The sequence below is a fragment of the Chloroflexota bacterium genome (assembly GCA_016235055.1).
Classification (GTDB): Bacteria; Chloroflexota; Anaerolineae; order JACRMK01; family JACRMK01; genus JACRMK01.
On sequence record JACRMK010000061.1, the window covers coordinates 119321 to 138083 of the forward strand.

At 61.9% G+C, this 18763-nt stretch carries 14 protein-coding genes and 1 pseudogene; 9 read left to right on the forward strand and 6 right to left on the reverse strand.

Going from position 1 to position 18763, the window contains the following annotated elements; translation table 11 throughout:
* The 3 genes and pseudogenes from HZB53_16025 to HZB53_16035 form a co-directional block, all read right to left on the reverse strand.
* Entirely contained in the window at nucleotides 1-303 is a 303-nt protein-coding gene (locus HZB53_16025; GenBank protein ID MBI5879156.1) for a DUF4258 domain-containing protein, read from the reverse strand.
* Nucleotides 288-2348 (reverse strand): annotated as a pseudogene (locus tag HZB53_16030) (dehydrogenase). Before HZB53_16030 ends, HZB53_16025 begins: the two are co-directional and overlap by 16 nt.
* Nucleotides 2349-2389: 41 nt before the next feature.
* Nucleotides 2390-3103, reverse strand: coding sequence for a FadR family transcriptional regulator (locus HZB53_16035; protein ID MBI5879157.1), 714 nt, complete (start codon nucleotides 3101-3103; stop codon nucleotides 2390-2392).
* Between the two features lie 344 nt (nucleotides 3104-3447).
* Here HZB53_16035 and HZB53_16040 point away from each other — a divergent pair, with 344 nt between their 5' ends.
* Nucleotides 3448-6087 (forward strand): ATP-binding protein, encoded by a 2640-nt coding sequence (locus tag HZB53_16040; protein MBI5879158.1) that lies wholly within the window; start codon nucleotides 3448-3450, stop codon nucleotides 6085-6087.
* Nucleotides 6088-6094: 7 nt separating this feature from the next.
* Nucleotides 6095-7285 carry a hypothetical protein gene (locus tag HZB53_16045; protein ID MBI5879159.1) on the forward strand — a complete coding sequence of 397 codons (1191 nt, stop codon included), beginning with the start codon at nucleotides 6095-6097 and terminating at the stop codon, nucleotides 7283-7285.
* A gap of 317 nt (nucleotides 7286-7602) precedes the next feature.
* Here the strand turns inward: HZB53_16045 and HZB53_16050 are convergent, their stop codons facing one another.
* Nucleotides 7603-7845, reverse strand: coding sequence for a hypothetical protein (locus HZB53_16050; protein ID MBI5879160.1), 243 nt, complete (start codon nucleotides 7843-7845; stop codon nucleotides 7603-7605).
* Between HZB53_16050 and HZB53_16055 the strand changes: the two genes are divergently transcribed.
* From HZB53_16055 to HZB53_16080, 6 genes are all read left to right on the forward strand, one after another.
* Entirely contained in the window at nucleotides 7815-8144 is a 330-nt protein-coding gene (locus HZB53_16055; GenBank protein ID MBI5879161.1) for a transposase, read from the forward strand. The two genes, HZB53_16050 and HZB53_16055, sit on opposite strands and share 31 nt — an antisense overlap.
* Before the next feature lie 175 nt (nucleotides 8145-8319).
* Nucleotides 8320-9156, forward strand: coding sequence for an Fpg/Nei family DNA glycosylase (locus HZB53_16060; protein MBI5879162.1), 837 nt, complete (start codon nucleotides 8320-8322; stop codon nucleotides 9154-9156).
* 118 nt (nucleotides 9157-9274) lie between these two features.
* Nucleotides 9275-10090, forward strand: coding sequence for a hypothetical protein (locus HZB53_16065; GenBank protein MBI5879163.1), 816 nt, complete (start codon nucleotides 9275-9277; stop codon nucleotides 10088-10090).
* Nucleotides 10087-10902, forward strand: a complete 816-nt coding sequence (locus tag HZB53_16070; GenBank protein ID MBI5879164.1) for a BtpA/SgcQ family protein — start codon at nucleotides 10087-10089, stop codon at nucleotides 10900-10902. Before HZB53_16065 ends, HZB53_16070 begins: the two co-directional genes overlap by 4 nt.
* Nucleotides 10903-10918: 16 nt before the next feature.
* Complete coding sequence (locus tag HZB53_16075) at nucleotides 10919-12988, forward strand: ADP-ribosylglycohydrolase family protein (protein MBI5879165.1); 2070 nt, start codon at nucleotides 10919-10921, stop codon at nucleotides 12986-12988.
* 357 nt (nucleotides 12989-13345) lie between these two features.
* Nucleotides 13346-14596 (forward strand): radical SAM protein, encoded by a 1251-nt coding sequence (locus tag HZB53_16080; protein ID MBI5879166.1) that lies wholly within the window; start codon nucleotides 13346-13348, stop codon nucleotides 14594-14596.
* 63 nt (nucleotides 14597-14659) lie between these two features.
* Here HZB53_16080 and HZB53_16085 read toward each other — a convergent pair whose 3' ends face one another.
* Both HZB53_16085 and HZB53_16090 read right to left on the reverse strand, forming a co-directional pair.
* A complete protein-coding gene (locus tag HZB53_16085; protein MBI5879167.1) occupies nucleotides 14660-15850 on the reverse strand; it encodes a CoA transferase in 1191 nt (396 codons plus the stop codon).
* 251 nt (nucleotides 15851-16101) lie between these two features.
* Nucleotides 16102-16653: a hypothetical protein gene (locus tag HZB53_16090; protein ID MBI5879168.1), complete on the reverse strand. Its 552-nt coding sequence runs from the start codon at nucleotides 16651-16653 to the stop codon at nucleotides 16102-16104.
* A gap of 376 nt (nucleotides 16654-17029) precedes the next feature.
* Here HZB53_16090 and HZB53_16095 point away from each other — a divergent pair, with 376 nt between their 5' ends.
* The gene (locus HZB53_16095; GenBank protein ID MBI5879169.1) at nucleotides 17030-18187 is read left to right on the forward strand and encodes an acyl-CoA dehydrogenase family protein; all 1158 of its coding nucleotides are present in this window, start codon (nucleotides 17030-17032) and stop codon (nucleotides 18185-18187) included.
* The last annotated feature ends 576 nt before the right edge of the window (nucleotides 18188-18763 follow it).

Consider the following 18763-nt stretch of genomic DNA (forward strand, 5'->3'; position numbering starts at 1 on the left):
TCATGCACCCTTTCGCGGAAACTGCCCACCGTAACGCGCTTTAGCGGTCAGTAACACAATCTGATCTTCCACCCGCTTGAAGCATACCGACACTTCTTTTTCGGCGTATAATCTGTTCTCCCAGTCGGCGTTGAACGACAGAACAATCACCTTGCCGATCATGCCGGGCTTGACGTCGTCAGCGTCCCAGCCCTCGTTGATCGCGCGCTCCACCTCGGCGCGCGTGATACCGCGTTGCGCCATACGCGCCGTAATATGCGGATGGAAATCGGCGTCGCTTAAATGTATCATGCCCTTCCGCACAGCGTCTTCGCCATTTCAAACACGGCTTGCTCGGTCGGCACCGTCGCGTCCTCCAGCGGCGGCGAGAACGGCACCGGCACGTCCATCGCGCCGATGCGCTTGACCGGCGCGTCGAGATAGTAGAACGCGCCGTCGGCGATGATCGAGGCGAGCTCGGCCGTCGCGCCGTAGCGCTCGTAGCCCTCGTCGATGACCAGCGCGCGCGACGTCTTCTTCGCCGAGTCGATCAGCGCCTGCTTGTCGAGCGGGAAGAGCGTGCGCGGGTCGATCACCTCCGCGCTGATGCCGAGCGTCGCCAGCATCTCGGCCGCGCCGAGCGCGACGTGCACCATGCTGCTCGTTGCGACCAGCGTGATGTCGTCGCCGGCGCGCTTGATGTCGGCCACGCCGAACGGGATCGTGTAGTCGCCGGCCGGTACCGGGCCTTTCAGTTTGTACATCATCTTGTCTTCGAAGAACGCCACCGGGTTGTCGTCGCGGATCGCGGTCTTGAGCAGCCCCTTGGCATCGTATGGGGTGGACGGCAGCACGACCTTCAGCCCCGGCACGTGGCTGAACCAGGCGTGCAGCGACTGCGAGTGCTGCGCGGCCGAGCGGCGCGTCGCGCCGAGCGTCGTGCGCATGACCAGCGGCACCTTGAGCTTGCCGCCCGACATATAGTGGATCTTCGCCGCCTGATTGACCATCTGATCCATCGTCAGCGTGATGAAGTCGCCGAACATGATGTCCACGACCGGCCGCAGACCGGTCATCGCCGCGCCGACGCCGAGGCCGGTGATACCTGCCTCGGAGATCGGCGTGTCGAGCACGCGCTCGGGGCCGAACTCCTCAACGAGCCCGGATAGCACCTTGAACGGCGTGCCCGCCTCGGCCACGTCCTCGCCCATGATGAACACGGTCGAGTCGCGCCGCATTTCCTCGGCCAGCGCCTCGCGGATCGCCTCGCCGTATGTCAGTTCACGTTCTGGCATGATGGTCTCGCTTGATTCGTTGTCCGTAGGGGCACGCTGCCGCGTGCCCGCTGGGCGCATGCAATGCGCCCCTACGCGCTACGCGTACACGTCCTGCGTCACCTCGCGCACGTCGGGGAACGGCGCGTTCAGCGCAAACTCCGCGCCCGCCTCGATCTCCGCGTGCACATCGGACTCGATGCGCTCCAGCACGCCCCGGTCGGTCAGGCCCGCGCCGATCAGCCAGTCGGCCAGCGTCTGCAGCGGGTCGCGCTCGGTCCGCCACTGCGTCTCTTCGTCTTTCGAGCGGTAGTAGGCGCGGTTGATGTCGCCGACGTGGTGGCCGTGATAACGGTAGGTGTGGCAGAGCAGGAACGCCGGCCCCTCGCCGCGCCGCGCGCGCTCGACCAGCCGCCCGGCCGCCCCGTACACCGTGCGCACATCCTGCCCGTCCACCTCTTCGGCATGGATGCCGAACGCCGCCGCGCGCGCCATCAGTTCGCCGGCCGCCGTCTCGCGGCGGTGCGTGTACTCGTTGTAGAGGTTGTCCTCGCAGACGTAGATCACCGGCAACTTCCACAACTGCGCCATGTTCATCGCTTCGTAGAGCAGGCCCTGGCCCAGCGCGCCGTCGCCGAAGAAGCAGACCGCCACGCGCCCGTTGCCGAGCCGCTTGGCCGCCAGCGCCGCGCCGGTCGCCAGCCCCTGGCTGCCGCCGACGATCGCGTTCGCGCCGAGGTTGCCGGTGTCCTGGTCGGCGATGTGCATCGAGCCGCCCTTGCCGCGGCAGTAGCCCGCTTCCTTGCCGAGCAGTTCGGCAAACATCCGGTCGGGCGCGGCGCCTTTGGCCAGGCAGTGGCCGTGGCCGCGATGCGTGCTCGTGATGTAATCGTCGCGGCGCAGCGCCTCGCAGACGCCGACGGCGACCGCCTCCTCGCCGATGTACAGGTGCGCGAGGCCGGGCATCTGCGCGTGCGTGTAGAACTCGTTGACCTTCTCCTCGAACGCGCGGATGCGCGCCATTTGCGCGTACATGTGAAGGACCTGCTCGACATCGACGGGCGACGCCGGAACGGCGGGTGCTGATGAAGTCATAGGCACACCTGGTTGCTTGTCAGCCGGGAAATGACGAAGCCTCAAACCACGGGGTCTGAGGCTCCACTGTCTTGACGCACTTGCCGCAAATGGTCCTGCATCGCCGCGCGCGCGGCGACCGGGTCGTGGCGCGTGACGGCATCGAGAATGCGCTTGTGATGCGACTGCCCGCGCTGGGCGCCGCCATTCACGCGGAAGATCTGCGAGCGCTGCTCGCGCAGCAGATCGACGATCGGGTCGATCAGGTTGAGGATGAGCGGGTTGTCGGTCGCTTCGGCCAGCGTCAGGTGGAAGTCGAGGTCGGCCTCGATGAACGTGTCCGAATCGGACAGCGCGGCATCCATCGCGGCGACCGCATCGTTCAGCGCTGCGATGTGCTCGGCCTGCGCGCGGACGGCGGCCAGCGCGGCGATCTCCGGCTCGAAGATCTCGCGCACCTCGACGAGTTGCCGCACCGCCTCGCGGCCGCCGAACTTCATGGCGAGATCAAGCGAGTGGCGCACGGCGCGCGAGGTGCCGTTGGTGATGAACGTGCCGCGCCCGGGCTGCACATCAACCAGCCCTTTTTCGGAAAGCGACTTGATCGCCTCGCGCACCGCCGTGCGGCTGACGCCGAACTGGACGCCCAAATCGCGCTCGGTCGGCAGTTGGTCGCCGACCTTGAGGTCGCCATTCGTGATCCGTAGCTCGATCTGGCTGACGATCTGCTCGTACAGCCGTTCGGCGCGGATGGTTTTGTAGGCGGGTGCGCTCATCGTGGAGGTATGATGGTATGATGATACGACCAGTTGGTGGAAAAGTCAATACCAAATTCTAGAAACTTCCGCATGGAATAGTTACGAATATGTCCAGTTGATGTCTTGGATTCGATCCTTCCTGATCGTTCCGGTAGTCACCCCGGGAACGACGGCTTTGCCTTGACTTGCTCCAAAACAACCTTCCTTTTGGGCACCATGATACACCTCTTTAGCTGAGTTGAGGCTTGACGGTCCGAGAGTTTAGCCTATACTTGCGATGTAAATGCAAGCTTTGGGCGGATGGTCCCCACAAACACCCCAGAGCGGAGATCATGCGGCGGTTCCCGTTCAAACGAGTGTTTATGTTCACGCAGGATGAGCTTCCCAGGTTCGTCTTTGGAGCTAATATGACAAGTGGTCAAATCGCTTCCAGTGTTGTGTCAGTTGGGCATGAGATTGCCACAATAAATGTAACGATTGGACCGAGATTCCTTAATCTGTTCAGCGAGCAATTGTACTCGTCTCCAAATAAAGCCTTTGAAGAGCTCGTGTCAAATTCTTGGGATGCTGGAGCACAGCATGTATACATCGGCGTACCTGCGAACTTAGATGATTCGTCCGCGGCTGTATGGGTATTGGACGACGGCGAATCAATGGATTTGAAAGGCTTACAAATTCTATGGCACGTTGCTGAATCACCGAAGAGGAACGCTCCTGCCGCAAGCGGCCGACCACAGATTGGCAAGTTCGGGATAGGTAAACTCTCTACTTATATTTTGGCAGACGAAGTCACATATGTATGCAAGTCGGGCGATGGGTTGATCCGAGCTGTAACCATGGACTATCGCAGAATCGATGAAGCAGCTGGAAGCCATTTGGATTTAAGCGTACCATCTCTGGGACTTGGTGTACGTGTCATTGAGGAAAAAGACCTCGGTGCATTGCTAGCTGATCTTCCCGCAGCCAAAGAGATTCTCGAGCTAATTAGCAACGGAGTACCAAAGCCGAAGAGCGACAGCCTTTGGAATGACGACTATGGTGCTGATACTCCCCCTCCAACTGACAATCTTGGGACTTGGACACTGGTCTTACTAACGCATCTAAAACCAAAAGGCAGAGCAATGCAGGCAGGTTGGATACGTCGAATATTGCGCACGGCATTGCCTTTGGGCTCCACGATAACGATTGTATTCAACGAAGAGGCTCTGTGGCCGTCGAAAATTGAAAAGGGTCTTGCAAAGGAATGGCGCATCGGCCCAGGTCTTGGCATTCCAACGATTTCGATACCTGGCGACTCCGATGATGAGGAGGTATATCGAGTAACAGAAGCGGACAATCCGGTTCCACATGTCACGATAGAAGGTATGGAAGGGCAAGTTACTGGCTTCGTCCGCCTGTATGAGGATTCGATTTCTGGAGGCAAGAGTGAGGCATTGGGTTTCTCAAATGGATTCTTCGTGAATATTTATGGACGTGTCGTAAACTCGACTGATCCGTACTTTGGATTGGACGATCTCAGCCACACAGTTTGGTCCAAATTTCGTGCGACGATACGTGCCGATGGTCTGGACGATCAGATCGCCGTAAATCGCGAGGAACTTCAGGAGACGGAGTCATTAAGGATCTTCAAGGGGTTTTTGCGAGCCATATTCAATAAGGCTCGTGTCGAGCATACCAAGTTGATTCGGGCAGCGTGGGCTGATGTCGGCGACGCCCTGGTCGAGTCTTGGAACGCGATGCCAATAGAGCCCTTACATCGTATAGTTCTTGAACGTTTGGAAAACCGTACAGATCTGCCGGAGTTCATTGAGGTATCTGGCGATGTGGACGAAGACAAGCTCAGGAATGAATGGGATCAGACCGCAAAAGATCGCCCAGGGGCACTGATTAACAATGTGTTATTTGAGTCATCGAAGCCGGAAGACCCATTGGTACACTATGATGTCCATAAGCGCCAAGTCTTAGTTAACAGCAGTCACCCATTTGCTGTCGAGCATTTCGGCACGGTTGAGCAGCAACAACTCTTGCGCGATACTGCGCTGATTGAGTTACTAACTGATGCATATATGGTGGATATCGGCATCAACGACGATCAAGTGCATGATGTTCGAGAATACCGCGATCAGGTTCTTCGAACAATCGCGCGAGTTAATCGCCAATCCGGGGGGCAAATTGCAAGCATGTTAATGGATGCCACATCACATGCCAAAGCCTTGGAACATATTGTCGGGGATGCGCTTGATTATTTAGGCTTAAGTGTGCGCCGCCTTGGCCAGCATGGACAACCCGAAGGAGTAGCGACGGCTCCAGTGTCGCCGAAGAAACTATCGATGAAGCAACCTGACAAGATTGCCACCTATAGTTTTACTTACGATGCAAAATCCACGACCAAACGCAAGGCAAAGACGGCAAATCTAACAATCGCGGGACTCAAGAAGCATCGCATTGATGAAGAGGCAGACTATACATTGATGATCGCACCAGATTACCAGGTGGCAGAACTTCTGCTTTCGGAGTGCGAACAGAACCAGATAACGCCAATGAGAGCTGGTGATTTGGCACGGCTCGTAATGTTGACCGCGGCTACTGGACCAATCGATCTGGAGCTATTTAGAGAAATCTTTGCTTTCACGAACCCTGATGATGTTGGAGCGTGGGTCAAAAACCTCATTGAGAAGACAATCAAGGAACCACGACTATCTCTGGATTTGTTTTTTCAGGCTCTTAACAGCATAGGCTATACTGGGCCGAATGCAATTCATACATCCCTTATTGCTGATAGGATAGCTCAAGCCTCCAAAGGGAAAGTCCATCCCAACAGAGTATCCCTTAACAGTCTAGTGAGTGGCCTTCAAGTACTTGTGCCCAATCTGATCAGGTTGAGTCCAGACGGCACGCTGTTCTTAAGCACTTCACCGGAAAAACTACGCAGCGCTATCCAGTTGCAGATAAGTGAAGTTCCTGAGGAAATCCGATTTGGCCTCGGCAAGCAGGTGTCATAAACCTTAAATGACAGCCCAGAAGCTTGAACCCATCCATCCATTCCCGGCACGCATGGCTCCGGAAATTGCCCTGGATCAATGCCGGGCCTTTCCGCGCGGGTCAGTCGTGCTTGACCCAATGGCTGGGTCTGGAACTACGCTGCGCCTAGCCGCAGAGCATAACCATAAGGGCATCGGCTTTGACACAGATCCACTTTCAGTGTTACTTGCATCTGTATGGACAACGCCAGTTGATGTGCTTGAATTAATGCGCGTAGGCCACGACGCCATCTCTTGTGCGAAGAAAATTAAGCTGGCCCAGATTGCCCTGCCTTGGATTGACGATGACGAGCCAACAAAAGCCTACATTGACTTTTGGTTCGGCGTGAAGCAACGCAATGATTTAAGGAAGCTCTGCTACTGTATTGCTCCCATCCAGGGTTCAATTGGCGATGTACTGCGCCTTGCAATTAGCAAAATCATAGTTACAAAACAGAGAGGCGCTTCTCTAGCATGGGATGTGTCACATGGACGGCCTCACAAGGTCAAGGAAAGGAATGATTTTCAGGTACTCGACGGATATGAGCAAGCTTTGAAGCGGATTGCAAATCTATTGAAAGACCAACCGCCGCCAGGCAACGTGCAGATCCACATTGGTGATGCTCGATTCATGCACTCTATAGCTAACAATTCTGTCGATGTCGTCATGACATCTCCGCCTTATCTCAACGCAATTGACTATATGCGCGGACATCGATTGGCCTTGGTATGGCTTGGCTATCGCATGGGAGATTTGGGTGCAATCAGATCGGCCAATATTGGCGCAGAACGCCGGTTGACAGATATTGAACAAATTCGATTGGCAAATGAGCTGCTTGCACATATTCGATTCGACGGCGACCTCTCCACTTCCCACAAGGGAATGATACAGCGTTATGCATTCGATATGTATACAGTAATAACCGAATTTCATCGCGTGTTACGGCATGGAGGAAAGTTGGTAATCGTTATTGGCAATTCTCACTTAACGGGCGTATTGGTCGACAACGCATTAATTCTATCGCATATCGCCGATAGGATCGGGTTACAATCGACAGCGCGACACGAACGTGCTATTCCTGCTAATAGACGCTACTTGCCACCGCCACGCAAAGCCGAACGGACGACCCTGGACAATAGAATGTTGACAGAAACGATATTAGCATTCGACCGGCCTTGATGGAGATGCTGGTGCCCAAGCGTGTCATCTACCGGCACGCAGGAGACCGCAGAGGGACGGCCGCACCCAAAAGAGCCCGATGGCTAATAACTAGTATCGTGTCGCAGCTTGAAGGTTGTGCGACGGGTGGATAATTGTAACGGGAGAACCGAAGTTTTTCTAGGCGCTCACCATGCCAACAAGCGCATATCTCTCTGCCGCCACACGGAGCGCTTCGTCGCAACCGCAACACAAACCGCCGCGCTGATCAGCGCGGCGGTCTTGCGTTGCTTTCCGCGCGGCTCGCTGGAAACTCTCGCTGCCTTGCCGGATCATCGCTATGCCATCTGGGAGGCCGCCTGCCGACTTAAAATTCGCGCATCGTGCTTGACAGAATAGAACAAATGTGCTAAACTGAGTTCGTGCCGGATGCGGTGTCCCTGCATCGACATGGCGTTTGAATCCGATCGGATTTCGACCGCTCGCGTTTGAATAATAACGTGCCCCGGACCAATGAAATCGGCCCAATCGGGCAAACTGTGCTGATTCTTTGAAAAACGCGGGAAATCAAACGCTGTCATCGGTGGGCTTGTCCCCGGAGCTATCCAGCGCGCGGCATGCGCTCCGCCGCCACACGGAGCGCTTCGGCGTAACCACGGCGAGAGTGACTGGCATCCGAGCGGCAGCGGCGAGTTCGATCTGGTGCGGCTGCACATACGCCTTGACCAAGCTCAACAATTTCACGCGCCGACACAGCAACGGGTTCGCGGAAGGCGACAATCTGAAGATCAAGTCGATCAATTGGCGTGCCTTTGGCTACCGTAACTTCAACAGCTTCCGTCACCACGTTCTGACACCTTTTGAGCCCCGTTACCGGTAAAGCCGGGAGAGCCGGCTTTGGAAAAGCCCTGGGTCAACTCGTCGGGTTAGACAGCGGCACCCGGCCGTGCCATAATCAGCCTGTCGCCAGTCGCATGCCGGCATCGTTGAGACGCGGCGCGCAGTCGACGAAATGCGCGTATGCGTCGCAACGTCCGCAGCGAACACGCCCGCTTATGCCTGAACTGCCTGAACTCGAAGTCGTCGCCGAAGTCCTGCGCCGCCGCGTGGTGGGCCTGCGTGTCGGGGGCGTCGAGCTGTTTCGCGGCAGCGCGATCGTCGTGCGCGACCTGACACATGTGGGATTCGCCGAGCACATGACCGGCGCAACGCTTGCCGGCGCCACGCGGCGCGGCAAGTTCCTCGTCTGCCCGCTGGAGCCGGCGGCCGGCGACGCACTGTTCCTCGTCATCAACCCCAAGCTGACCGGGCGATTGCAGCTCGTCGCGCCCGCCGAGAAGCGGCACGCCAAGACACACATCGTCTGGTCGCTGTCCGATGGCCGCGAGCTGCGCTACATCGACCAGAAGACGATGGGCCAGGTCTACCTGACGCCCGATACCGCCGTAGTGCCGGACTTCGCCGGCATGGGCCCCGAGGCGCTGGAGATCACCCGCGAGGCGTTCCGCGAGCGCATCCGGCGCTTCCGCGGCGAGATTAAGGGCGTGCTGACGCGCGGCGACTTCGTGGCGGGCATTGGCAACGCGTACGCCGACGAGATCCTCTGGGCGGCGCGCCTCTACCCGTTCCGCAAGCGCACGCAGTTGAAGCCGCCCGAGATCGACGCGCTCTACGACGCGATGCGCGCGACGCTGAGCGATGCGACGGAGAAGGTGCGCGCCGAGATGGGTGAGAACATCCACCTCAAGCCGCGCGACTTCATGGCCGTGCACATGAAGAGCGGCGAGCCGTGCCCGCGCTGCGGCGCGACCATCTCGCTGATCGGCGCGAACCAGCGCATCACAAACTTCTGCCGCACCTGCCAGCCGGGCGGCATGTTCCGGGGCATGTGATGCCAATCCGTATCAAAACAGAATTCAACACAAAGGCACAAAGACACGAAGAAAACAAGAATTTCTTTGTGCCTTCGTGTCTTTGTGTTGATCGGTTTGCCTTTCGGCGGCATCGGTGATGCCCTATCTGTCGGTTGTCTCCGTCGGCGAGATCACGATTGACCACTACCTCGATCTCGGCCAAACATTTGTCGGCGGCATCTCGCTCAACTTCGCGGTGAACTGCAAGCGCGCCGGCGCGGAACAGGCGGCGCTGATCAGCCGCGTGGGCACGGCCGACACGGAGCGCGTGCGCGCCAAACTATCTGCCGAGGGCGTCGATGACTCGCATGCGCGGGTGCTCGCCGGCCCGACCGCCGTGCAGGCGATCGACGTGACGTCCGATGGCGAGCGCATCTTCCCGCCCGGCGGCTACCGCCCCGGCGTGCTCGACGGCTTCGTGCTCGACGACGCCGACATGGAGTTCATCCGGCAGCACAACGTCCTCGCTTGCGCCTGCTTCCGGCAGGCGGAGCCGCTGTTCCGACAGGCGCTGGCCGTGCCGTTCGAGGGCGCGCGCGTCGCCGACTTCCTCGACCTGTCTGACTTCGGCGGCGACCCGCAGACGATTGCGCGGTACGCCGACCGGCTTGCCATCGCGTTCGTCAGCGGCGATGAGGCGCTGGTCGATGCTCTGCGCCCCCTGTCGCGCGCCACGTCATGCATCTGCGTCGTCACGCACGGTGCGCGCGGCAGCACCGCGCTGTCCGGCGGCGTGCTCGCGCGCCAGCCCGCCGTGCCGGTGCCGCGCGTCATCGACACCACCGGCTGCGGCGACGCGTTTCAGGCCGCCTTCACCGTTTCCTATCTGCGCGACGGCGATATCGCCCGCGCACTGAACGCCGGCGCGACACTGGCCGCCGTCGTCGCGCAGCATTACGGAGCCACCGGATGACCCGCTTTCGAGAGATCTTCCCGAACCCCAAACCGATCGTCGGCATGATCGCCCTGCCGCCGCTTCCGGGCTACCCCGAGTTCACGCGCATCGACGCGTACATCGAGCGCGCGCTGGGCGACCTGCGCGCGCTGGAGGACGGCGGCGCGGACGGCGTCTGCGTCGAGAACGACTACGACCACCCGCACACACTGACTGGCGGGCCGGAGATCATCGCGTCGTTCACGCGCATCGTGAGCGAGGTGATGCGCCACGCGCGCGTGCCGGTCGGGCTGGAGGTGCTGCTGAACGACTGGCGCGCTTCGCTGGCGATCGCGCTGGCGACCGGCGCGCAGTTCATCCGCATGGACTTCTTCGTCGACCGCGTGCGCATCAAGGCCGGCGTGATCGAGCCGGAGCCGGAGGCGGTGCTGGCCTACCGCGCGCGCATCCGGGCCGAGCACGTCGCGCTGTTCACCGACGTGCAGGTCAAATACAGTGAGTCGCTGGAGCCGGGCAAGCGGCTGTCCACCTCGGTGCGGCAGGCGGTGCAGCATGGCGCGGATGCCGTGATCGTCACCGGCCGCGAGACCGGCCAACCGCCGACGCTGGATGACGTGCGCGAGGCGCGCGAGGCGGCTGGCGACTTCCCGGTGTTGCTCGGCAGCGGCACCGCGCCCGGCAACGCCGGCGCGCTGCTGCGTGTCGCCGACGGCGCGCTGGTCGGCACGTCGCTCAAAGATGGCAGCGACTGGCCGTACACCGTCGTGCCGTCGCGCGTGCGCGCGCTGATGGACGTGGTGCGCGGCGTGCGCGCCAATCCCGCCCTATGAGGCTGCTATGAACCCTGTGCAACTGCCTTCCGATTACGCCGAGCGCGTGTATGCCGGCGTGCTGGGCAAGCTGATCGGCGTCTATCTCGGCCGCCCGTTCGAGGGCTGGACCCGCGCGCGCGTCGAGCGCGAGCTTGGCGAGGTGCGCGACTACGTCAACGCGCGCATGCCGGGCAAGCCGCCGATCGTCGTGCCCGACGACGACGTGAGCGGCACGTTCACGTTCCTGCGCGCGCTGTCCGACCACGGCGCGTCGCCGGCACTGACCGCCGCGCAGGTTGGCCAGACCTGGCTGAACTACCTGATCGAGCGGCAGACGGTGCTCTGGTGGGGCGGCATGGGCAACTCGACCGAGCACACGGCGTACATGCGGCTCAAGTGCGGCGTCCCCGCGCCGCGCTCCGGTTCGATCGCACTCAACGGGCAGGTGGTGGCCGAGCAGATCGGCGCGCAGATCTTCATCGACGGCTGGGGCATGGTCGCGCCCGGCCGCCCGGCGCTCGCCGCCGACCTGGCGCGCAAGGCCGCCTCGGTCAGCCACGACGGCGAGGCGCTGCACGCCGCCGTCCTCATCGCCGCGATGGAGGCGCAGGCGTTCGTTGAGCGCGATATGGACAAACTGTTCGAGACCGGACTGTCGTTCATCCCGCCGGACAGCCTGATTGCCAGGCTCATCAGCGACGTGCGCCGCTGGAGCGCGCTCGATGAAGACTGGCGCGCCACGCACGAGCGGATCGCCGCGACGTACGGCTACGACAAGTACGGCGGCAACTGCCACGTCGTGCCGAACCACGCGATCATCATCCTGTCGCTCGCCTATGCGCCCGACGACTTCGCGCAGGCGCTGATGATCGCCAACACGGCCGGCTGGGACACCGACTGCAACAGCGGCAACGTCGGTTGCCTGCTCGGTATCAAGGACGGCCTCGGTGCGATCGATCGCGGCCCGGTCGACTGGCGCGGTCCGGTGGCCGACCGGCTGTATCTGCCGACCGCCGACGGCGGCCGTTGTATCAGTGACGCCGTGCAGGAAGCGGAGCGCGTCGTCGCGCTCGGCCACGCGCTGGCCGACCTGCCGTATGCGCCGCCCAAGCGGGGCGCGCGCTTCCACTTCAGCCGGCCGGGCGCGGTGCAGGGCTTCCATGCCGAGGGGGATGGCGCGCGGCTGTCGAACATCGTGCGCGGCGGCAGCCGCATGCTGGCGCTGCATCACGCCGGCGTGGCGCGGATGAGCACGCCGACGTTCCTGCCGGAGGAGGCGTTCCGGATTACCGGCGGCTACCAGTTGCCGGCCTCGCCCACGCTCTACGCCGGGCAAACGGTCGAGGCGGCAGTCGTCAGCGACAGCAGCGCGCAGGCCGCGCTGTTCGTACGCATGTACGGCGCGGACGACCGCCTGGTCGAGGCGAGCGGCCCGGCCGTGATGGTGCGCGCGGGTGAATCTGCGCGCCTGACGTGGTCGCCGGCGGTGGTCGACGGCTCGCCGATCGCCGAGGTCGGCGTGGCGGTGCAAGACGCGACGCCGGGCACGCTCTATCTCGATGCGCTGACCTGGTCGGGCGCACCGGACGTGACGCTGCGGCCGCCCGCGCACAACGGCGCGCGCTGGGCGCGCGCCTGGGTGCAGGCGTGCGACGATGCGTGGTTCCGCAGCAACGGCCTGCGCGTCATGCAGGACGAGGGCGCCGGCCTGCTGATCCAGGGCGAGCGCGGCTGGCGCGACTATGCCGTGCGCGCGACCGTCGTGCTGCACATGGCGCAGCGCGCGGGCATCGCCGCTTGCGTGCAGGGCACGCGCCGCTACTACGCGCTGCTGCTGTGCGACGACGGCATGGCGCGACTGGTCAAGGCGCTGGATGGCGAGCGCGTGCTGGCCGAGACGGCGTTCGCGTGGGCGCTCGATGGCGCGTACGACATGCAGTTGAACACGGCGGGCGAGCGGCTGACGGCGATGATCGACGGGCGCGTGCTGTTCGATCTGCGTGACGACGACCGGCCGCTGAATGAGGGCGCGGTCGCGCTGGTGATTGCGGAGGGGCGGCTGGATTGCGCGGCGGTGGCCGTGCGGGGCTTGCCCAGGTCGTAGGGACAGGTCTCTGATACTGTTTCCAAATGAGTATGTCCGCATGTGCTTGTACAGGTATGTGCGGCACGACACGAATCGTCGCCCTCCCCGTTGGCTTTTCCCCTTCTCCCCCGCGCGCGGGGGAGAAGGGGCCAGGGGATGAGGGGGTCGCGAATTGCGTGCGCACAGCTACTATGAGGACATAGTCAAAGTGAAACAGTATGACATCTCAAAGGGTGCGACACGTGGCCCGTCCCACCGGGCCGAGACCCGCCGCCACGCGGATGCGCCGTCAGTGCGCAGTCCGCACGGGTTGCGATGCCCCCTCGCCGTTCGGTATTCGGTATAATGAGCGTGGCGCGTAGTGGCGCGCCTGCCATGCCTATTCAAACTCGCACAGGCCCGGATGCGCGGCCACTGATCGTCAACGTGCGCCGCGAGTCGATCATTCTGATGGAAGGCGCCGACCGTGAATACACGTTCGACCGGGCCGGGCGGCTGGTCGGCGTGTTCCGTGACGGCCGGCGCTACCGGCGCAGCCTGCAAAACACAGTGCTGGCCAAACAGGCCGGACCGCGCCGGGGCGTCTCGGCGCGCCTGCGGCGCATGCTGGCCGCCGCCGAGGTGCAGGCGCTGGTGGATGAAGCGTACGGCTTTGCGCGCGGCGCGGCGGCGCGGCTGGACGATGCGCCCCAAACACGCGACGCGCTGGCGCGCGTGGCCGGCTACGACTACGCGCGGCTGGAGCGCGAGCGCGCCGACTTCGACCGGCTCTACCGCCCGATTACGATTCTGCCGCCCGACCAGTACCTGGCGCTCTACCTGCAGGCGACCGAGGGCTGCTCGTACAACGACTGCGCGTTCTGCGGTTTCTACCAGGACCGGCGCTTCCACGTCAAGTCGCTCGACGAGTTCCGAGCGCACGTGCGCGACGTGCGCGCCTTCTTCGGCGACGGGCTGAGCCTGCGGCGCAGCCTGTTCCTCGGCGATGCCAATGCGCTGGTCATCCCGCAGCGCGAGATCGTGCCGCTCTTCGACCAATTGAACGCCGACCTGGCGATCCTGCCGCGCGATCTGGCTGCCCCGGCGCGCGCGGCGCGGCAATTCGCAAACCCGGTACACTTCCACGGCATCTACTCGTTCATCGACGCCTTCTCGACGAAGCGCAAATCGGCGCAGGACTATGCGGAACTGGCCGGGCGCGGCCTGCGGCGCGTGTACGTCGGGCTGGAAACGGGCGATGCGGAGTTGTTGCGTTTCCTCGGCAAGCCGAACACGCCGGGCGAGGTAATCCACCTGGTCGAGAGCTTGAAGGCGGGCGGGGTCGCCGCCGGCGTGATCGTGCTGGCGGGCGCAGGGGGCGCGACCTACGATGAACGGCACGTGCGCGAGACCGCGCGCATCGTCAATGCGATGCCGCTCGACCGCCACGACCTGATCTATCTTTCCGAACTGGTGGACTACCCCGGCTCGACCTACTCCATGCGAGCGCGTGCCGCCGGCCTGGCGCCGCTGCCGCAGCCGGCGATCGAGCAGCAGATGTTCCATCTGCGCGAGTCGTTCGTCTTCCGCGATCCGGCCAACGCCCCGCGCGTGTCGTACTACGACATTCGCGAGTTCGTCTACTGATGTGCCAACGGTCCGCACAGGCTTTCACAACCGGTGAGGGGCTACCGTGCTGTTTCCTCTGCGCTAAATCACCCCCTCGGCCCGCAGCGTCTCAACCGTCCCCGCATCGTAACCCAGCAGTTCGCGCAGCACCTCGGCGGTGTGCTGCCCGAGCAACGGCGGCGGCGAGTGCACGCCCACGGGCGTCTCGCTGAACTTGTACGGCACACCGAGCAGCTTGAGCTTGCCGGCCGTTGGGTGATCGACCTCGACGACCATCTCGCGGTGCAGGACTTGCGGGTCACTCAGCGTCTGCTCCAGCGAGTTGATGCGCCCGGCCGGCACGCCGGCTTCCCGCAACTGTGCCAGCACGTCGTCGACTGAGAATGTTGCGAACGCATCCTCCAGGATCGGGAACAGTGCGGCGCGGTTCGTGACGCGACTTGGGTTGGTGGCGAACCGTGCGTCGGTGGCGAGTTCGGGCTTGCGGACGATCCGCGCCAGCTTGGCGAATTGACCGTCATTGCCGCACGCCAGCACGAAATAGCCGTTGGTGCACTTGAACACCTCGTACGGCACGACGGTTGAGTGGGCGTTGCCATACTTGCGCGGCGACTGGCCGGTCACGAGCGTGTACTGGCCGAGATTGGCCAGCCACGCCACCTGCGACTCCAGCAGCGAGAGGTCCACCCGCTGGCCGATGCCGCTCCGGTCGCGCGCGCGCAGCGCCGCGATGATGCCGGTCGCCGCATACATGCCGGTCGTGATGTCCACGATGGCGATCACATGGCGGTACGGCATGCCGTCGATCGGGCCGGTCAGCGACATCAGCCCGCCCTCAGCCTGGATGACAAAGTCGTAGCCCAGCCGCCCCTCGTCTGGCCCACCCCGGCCGTAGCCGCTGATGTTGCAGTAGATGAGTCCCGTATTGAGCTTCCGCAGTTCTTCGTACCCAAGCCCCCAGCTCTCCATAGTCCCGGATTTGAAGTTTTCGATCAGGACGTCGGCCTTTGTAACCAGCGCACGCAGGATGTCGCGCGCTTTGGGGTGCGCGAAGTTGAGCGTGATGCCTTTCTTGTTGCGGTTTACGCTCAGGTAGTAAGCGCTCTCGCCGCCGGCGAACGGCGGCCCCCACTGGCGCGTGTCATCGCCGCGTCCCGGCTGCTCGACCTTGATCACTTCCGCGCCGAGATCGGCCAGGTTCATCGTGCAGAACGGCCCGGCCAGCACGCGTGTCAGATCGATAACCAGTATGTCATCCAGTGGTTGTGGCATGCAGTTCCTCGTGGTTGGCGAAATGGGCGGCATGCAGCTGCCGGCGCTCTCTGTTATACCAGAAGCGGACGGATAACTCAATCGCGGCGCGGGGCGGCAGACCCGAAGGGCTTTTCGCAACGCAATTCATGCGCAATCGGCCTTGAGTAAACCCTTCGGGTCTGCGCGGCAAGGTAGGCCTGCGTAAAAAAGCAAGGCACAAAGGAAACCGCGGTTTCCTTTGTGCCTTGGTGACTTGGTGTTGAGCTATATCAGTTCAGATTATCCCACTCGAACTCGTCCTCGTATTCCTCGTCGTCCTCGGGGTGCGTCATGTAGTACAGCGACAGCAGCGGAAAGTCGGCCTCGATCGTCGTGCCGCCGACTTCCAGCGTCAGGATCGTGGATAGCCACGGATACGGCGCCAGATCATCTTCGCTGATCAGCACATCGGTCACATGCCGGTCGGTCAATCCCGCGATCTGCTTGCGCACGCTCGCAATCGCGTCGTCGTCATCGTCCACGGAATTGCCGCAGTCCGGGCACAGCAGCGGTATCACGTGGCCGTCGGCGAAGACCAGCGACAGGGTGATCTCCGTCTCATCGTCGTCCGGAATCGGCATGAAGCGGAAATCTTCCAGGTCCGTCTCTTCGAGACAGTCCATCAGCGATTCGACGGCGCAGATCCACTCGCCGTCCTCGGTATAAACCATCGGGATATTATGCGATTTGCACAGGTTAAAAACCTGTCCGGCCGGCAGGCTCTGCGGCTGTGCGCGTTCGACAATTGGGTGTGCGGGCTCCGCCATAGGTTTGTTTTTCACGTCAGCGAATTCGGTTGTTGCCGTACGGGCCTATTTTACCTGACTCCGGCCAAATCCGGTTTTGGGCGTGCCGCGCAGCGCGATAAACCGCCAAGCGCCATGGCTGCGATGGCGCATGGTCTGTTGAGTATACGCGCTGCCAAGACGCCTGTATGCTATAATCTGCTTGCTGTAACGCGGTTTTGTGATGAGTATATCCCCAAGCGATTGCTATATGTGTCAGTACTGTATAGCAATCGCCGCCCTCCCCCCGGCCCCCTCCCAGCAAAGCTGGAAGGGGGAGTGAATCAAAGGGGGTGACAACGGCCTTGCCACCAGCTATGGGGACATGATCAAACTGAAACTGTATAACTCTCGCAAAGGAGATTTTCCCCTCATGGTTGACTTCGATCTTTCCCCCGAACAGAAGCTGCTGAAGGATACGGCCAAAGACTTCGCCGATCGCGAAATCATGCCCGGCGCGCGCGACCGCGACCGCAATGCCACATTCCCTAACGACATCATTGCCAAACTGGGCGCGCTCGGTTTTCTCGGCCCGCTCGTGCCGGAGCAGTATGGCGGCATGGGCGCCGACTTCATGAGCGAGGCGATCATCTTCGAGGAAATCGGCCGCGCCGACTCGTCGGTGCGCACCACGCTCTCGGTGCAGATTTCGCTGTGCGAAGCGCCGATTCTGAAGTACGGCAACGAGGAGCAGAAGCGCAAGTACCTGCCCAAGTTAGCTAGTGGCGAATGGCTCGGCTGCTTCGGCCTGACCGAGCCGCAGGCCGGCTCCGACGCCGCCAACCAGCAGACCACCTGCCGGCGCGACGGCGACCACTGGATCCTCAACGGCCACAAGATGTGGATCAGCAACGGCACCAAGTCGAAGGTCGCGATCATCTTCGCGCAGGGCGACCCGTCCAAAAAGCATCGCGGCATCAGCGCGTTCCTGGTCGAGAACGACACGCCCGGCTTCGAGTCGTTCGAGATCCACGGCAAGCTCGGCCTGCGCTCGTCCGCGACCGCCGAGTTGAAGCTGACCGATGTGCGCGTGCACGATTCGCAGCGGCTCGGCGAAATCGGCCAGGGCTTCAACATCGCGATGTACGCGCTCGACAACGGCCGCTTCGGCGTGGCCAGCGGCTGCGTCGGCATCATCCAGGGCTGCGTCGACGCCTCGGTGAAGTACGCCCAGGAGCGCTATGCGTTCAACAAGCCGATCGCCAGCTTCCAGCTCGTGCAGGAACTGATTGCCGACATGTACCTCGACCTCGAGGCGGCGCGCCTGCTGGTCTACCGCGCCGGCGCGCGGAAGAATACCGGCGACCCGGCGCACATCGAAACGTCGCTAGCTAAGTGGTACGCCAGCGAGGCGGCCGTGCGCGCAGCGCTCAACACCATCCAGGTGCACGGCGGCTACGGCTACTCCGACGAATACCCCGGCGAGCGCTACCTGCGCGACGCCAAGGTGGCGACGCTGTACGAGGGCACCACGCAGATTCAGAAGTTGATCATCGGCCGGCACCTGACCGGCATCAGCGCGTTCGTCTAATTGCGATTCGAGCGTTCAACTGAACGCCGCCTGAAAGCCGTTGCACCAGAAACAAGTGAGGCCCGTGGATTTCATGTCCGCGGGCCTCGTTCGTTGCATGCAGGCGCCTGGGAATATGCTTGGTACGGTTATTCGCGAGGCCATTGTTTGACGGGGCCAAAGCCGGGCCAATCCTGCCAAGATCTCGGAGTGAAGCGAGCCTCATTTCCCAAATCTGCCAGAGTCCGAGCGGTGTAGAAGTGGATTTGGTCTACAAGCATGTTTGGGGTCATATTCACATTATCGCCGGCATAAGGGCGACTCGCGTAGACCAACATCCCCTTCTTTCCATATACCATCATCACAATAGACTCTATTCAAAATAAGGTATCCTACTATGCATGTTGAGTTACGAGACGCTCAAAAGGAACCCTAAAGATTTTCTGACACTGACCGGGCTAACGCGTCGCGAGTTTGAGGAACTCGTGGTTGTTTTTGCGTTGTGTTTGCCGAAGTCGCGCCGGCGTCGGCAGCGTCGACAGCGAGCCCCCGGTGCTGGCCGACATCCCGCACTCTCAACCGCCGCCGACAAGCTCT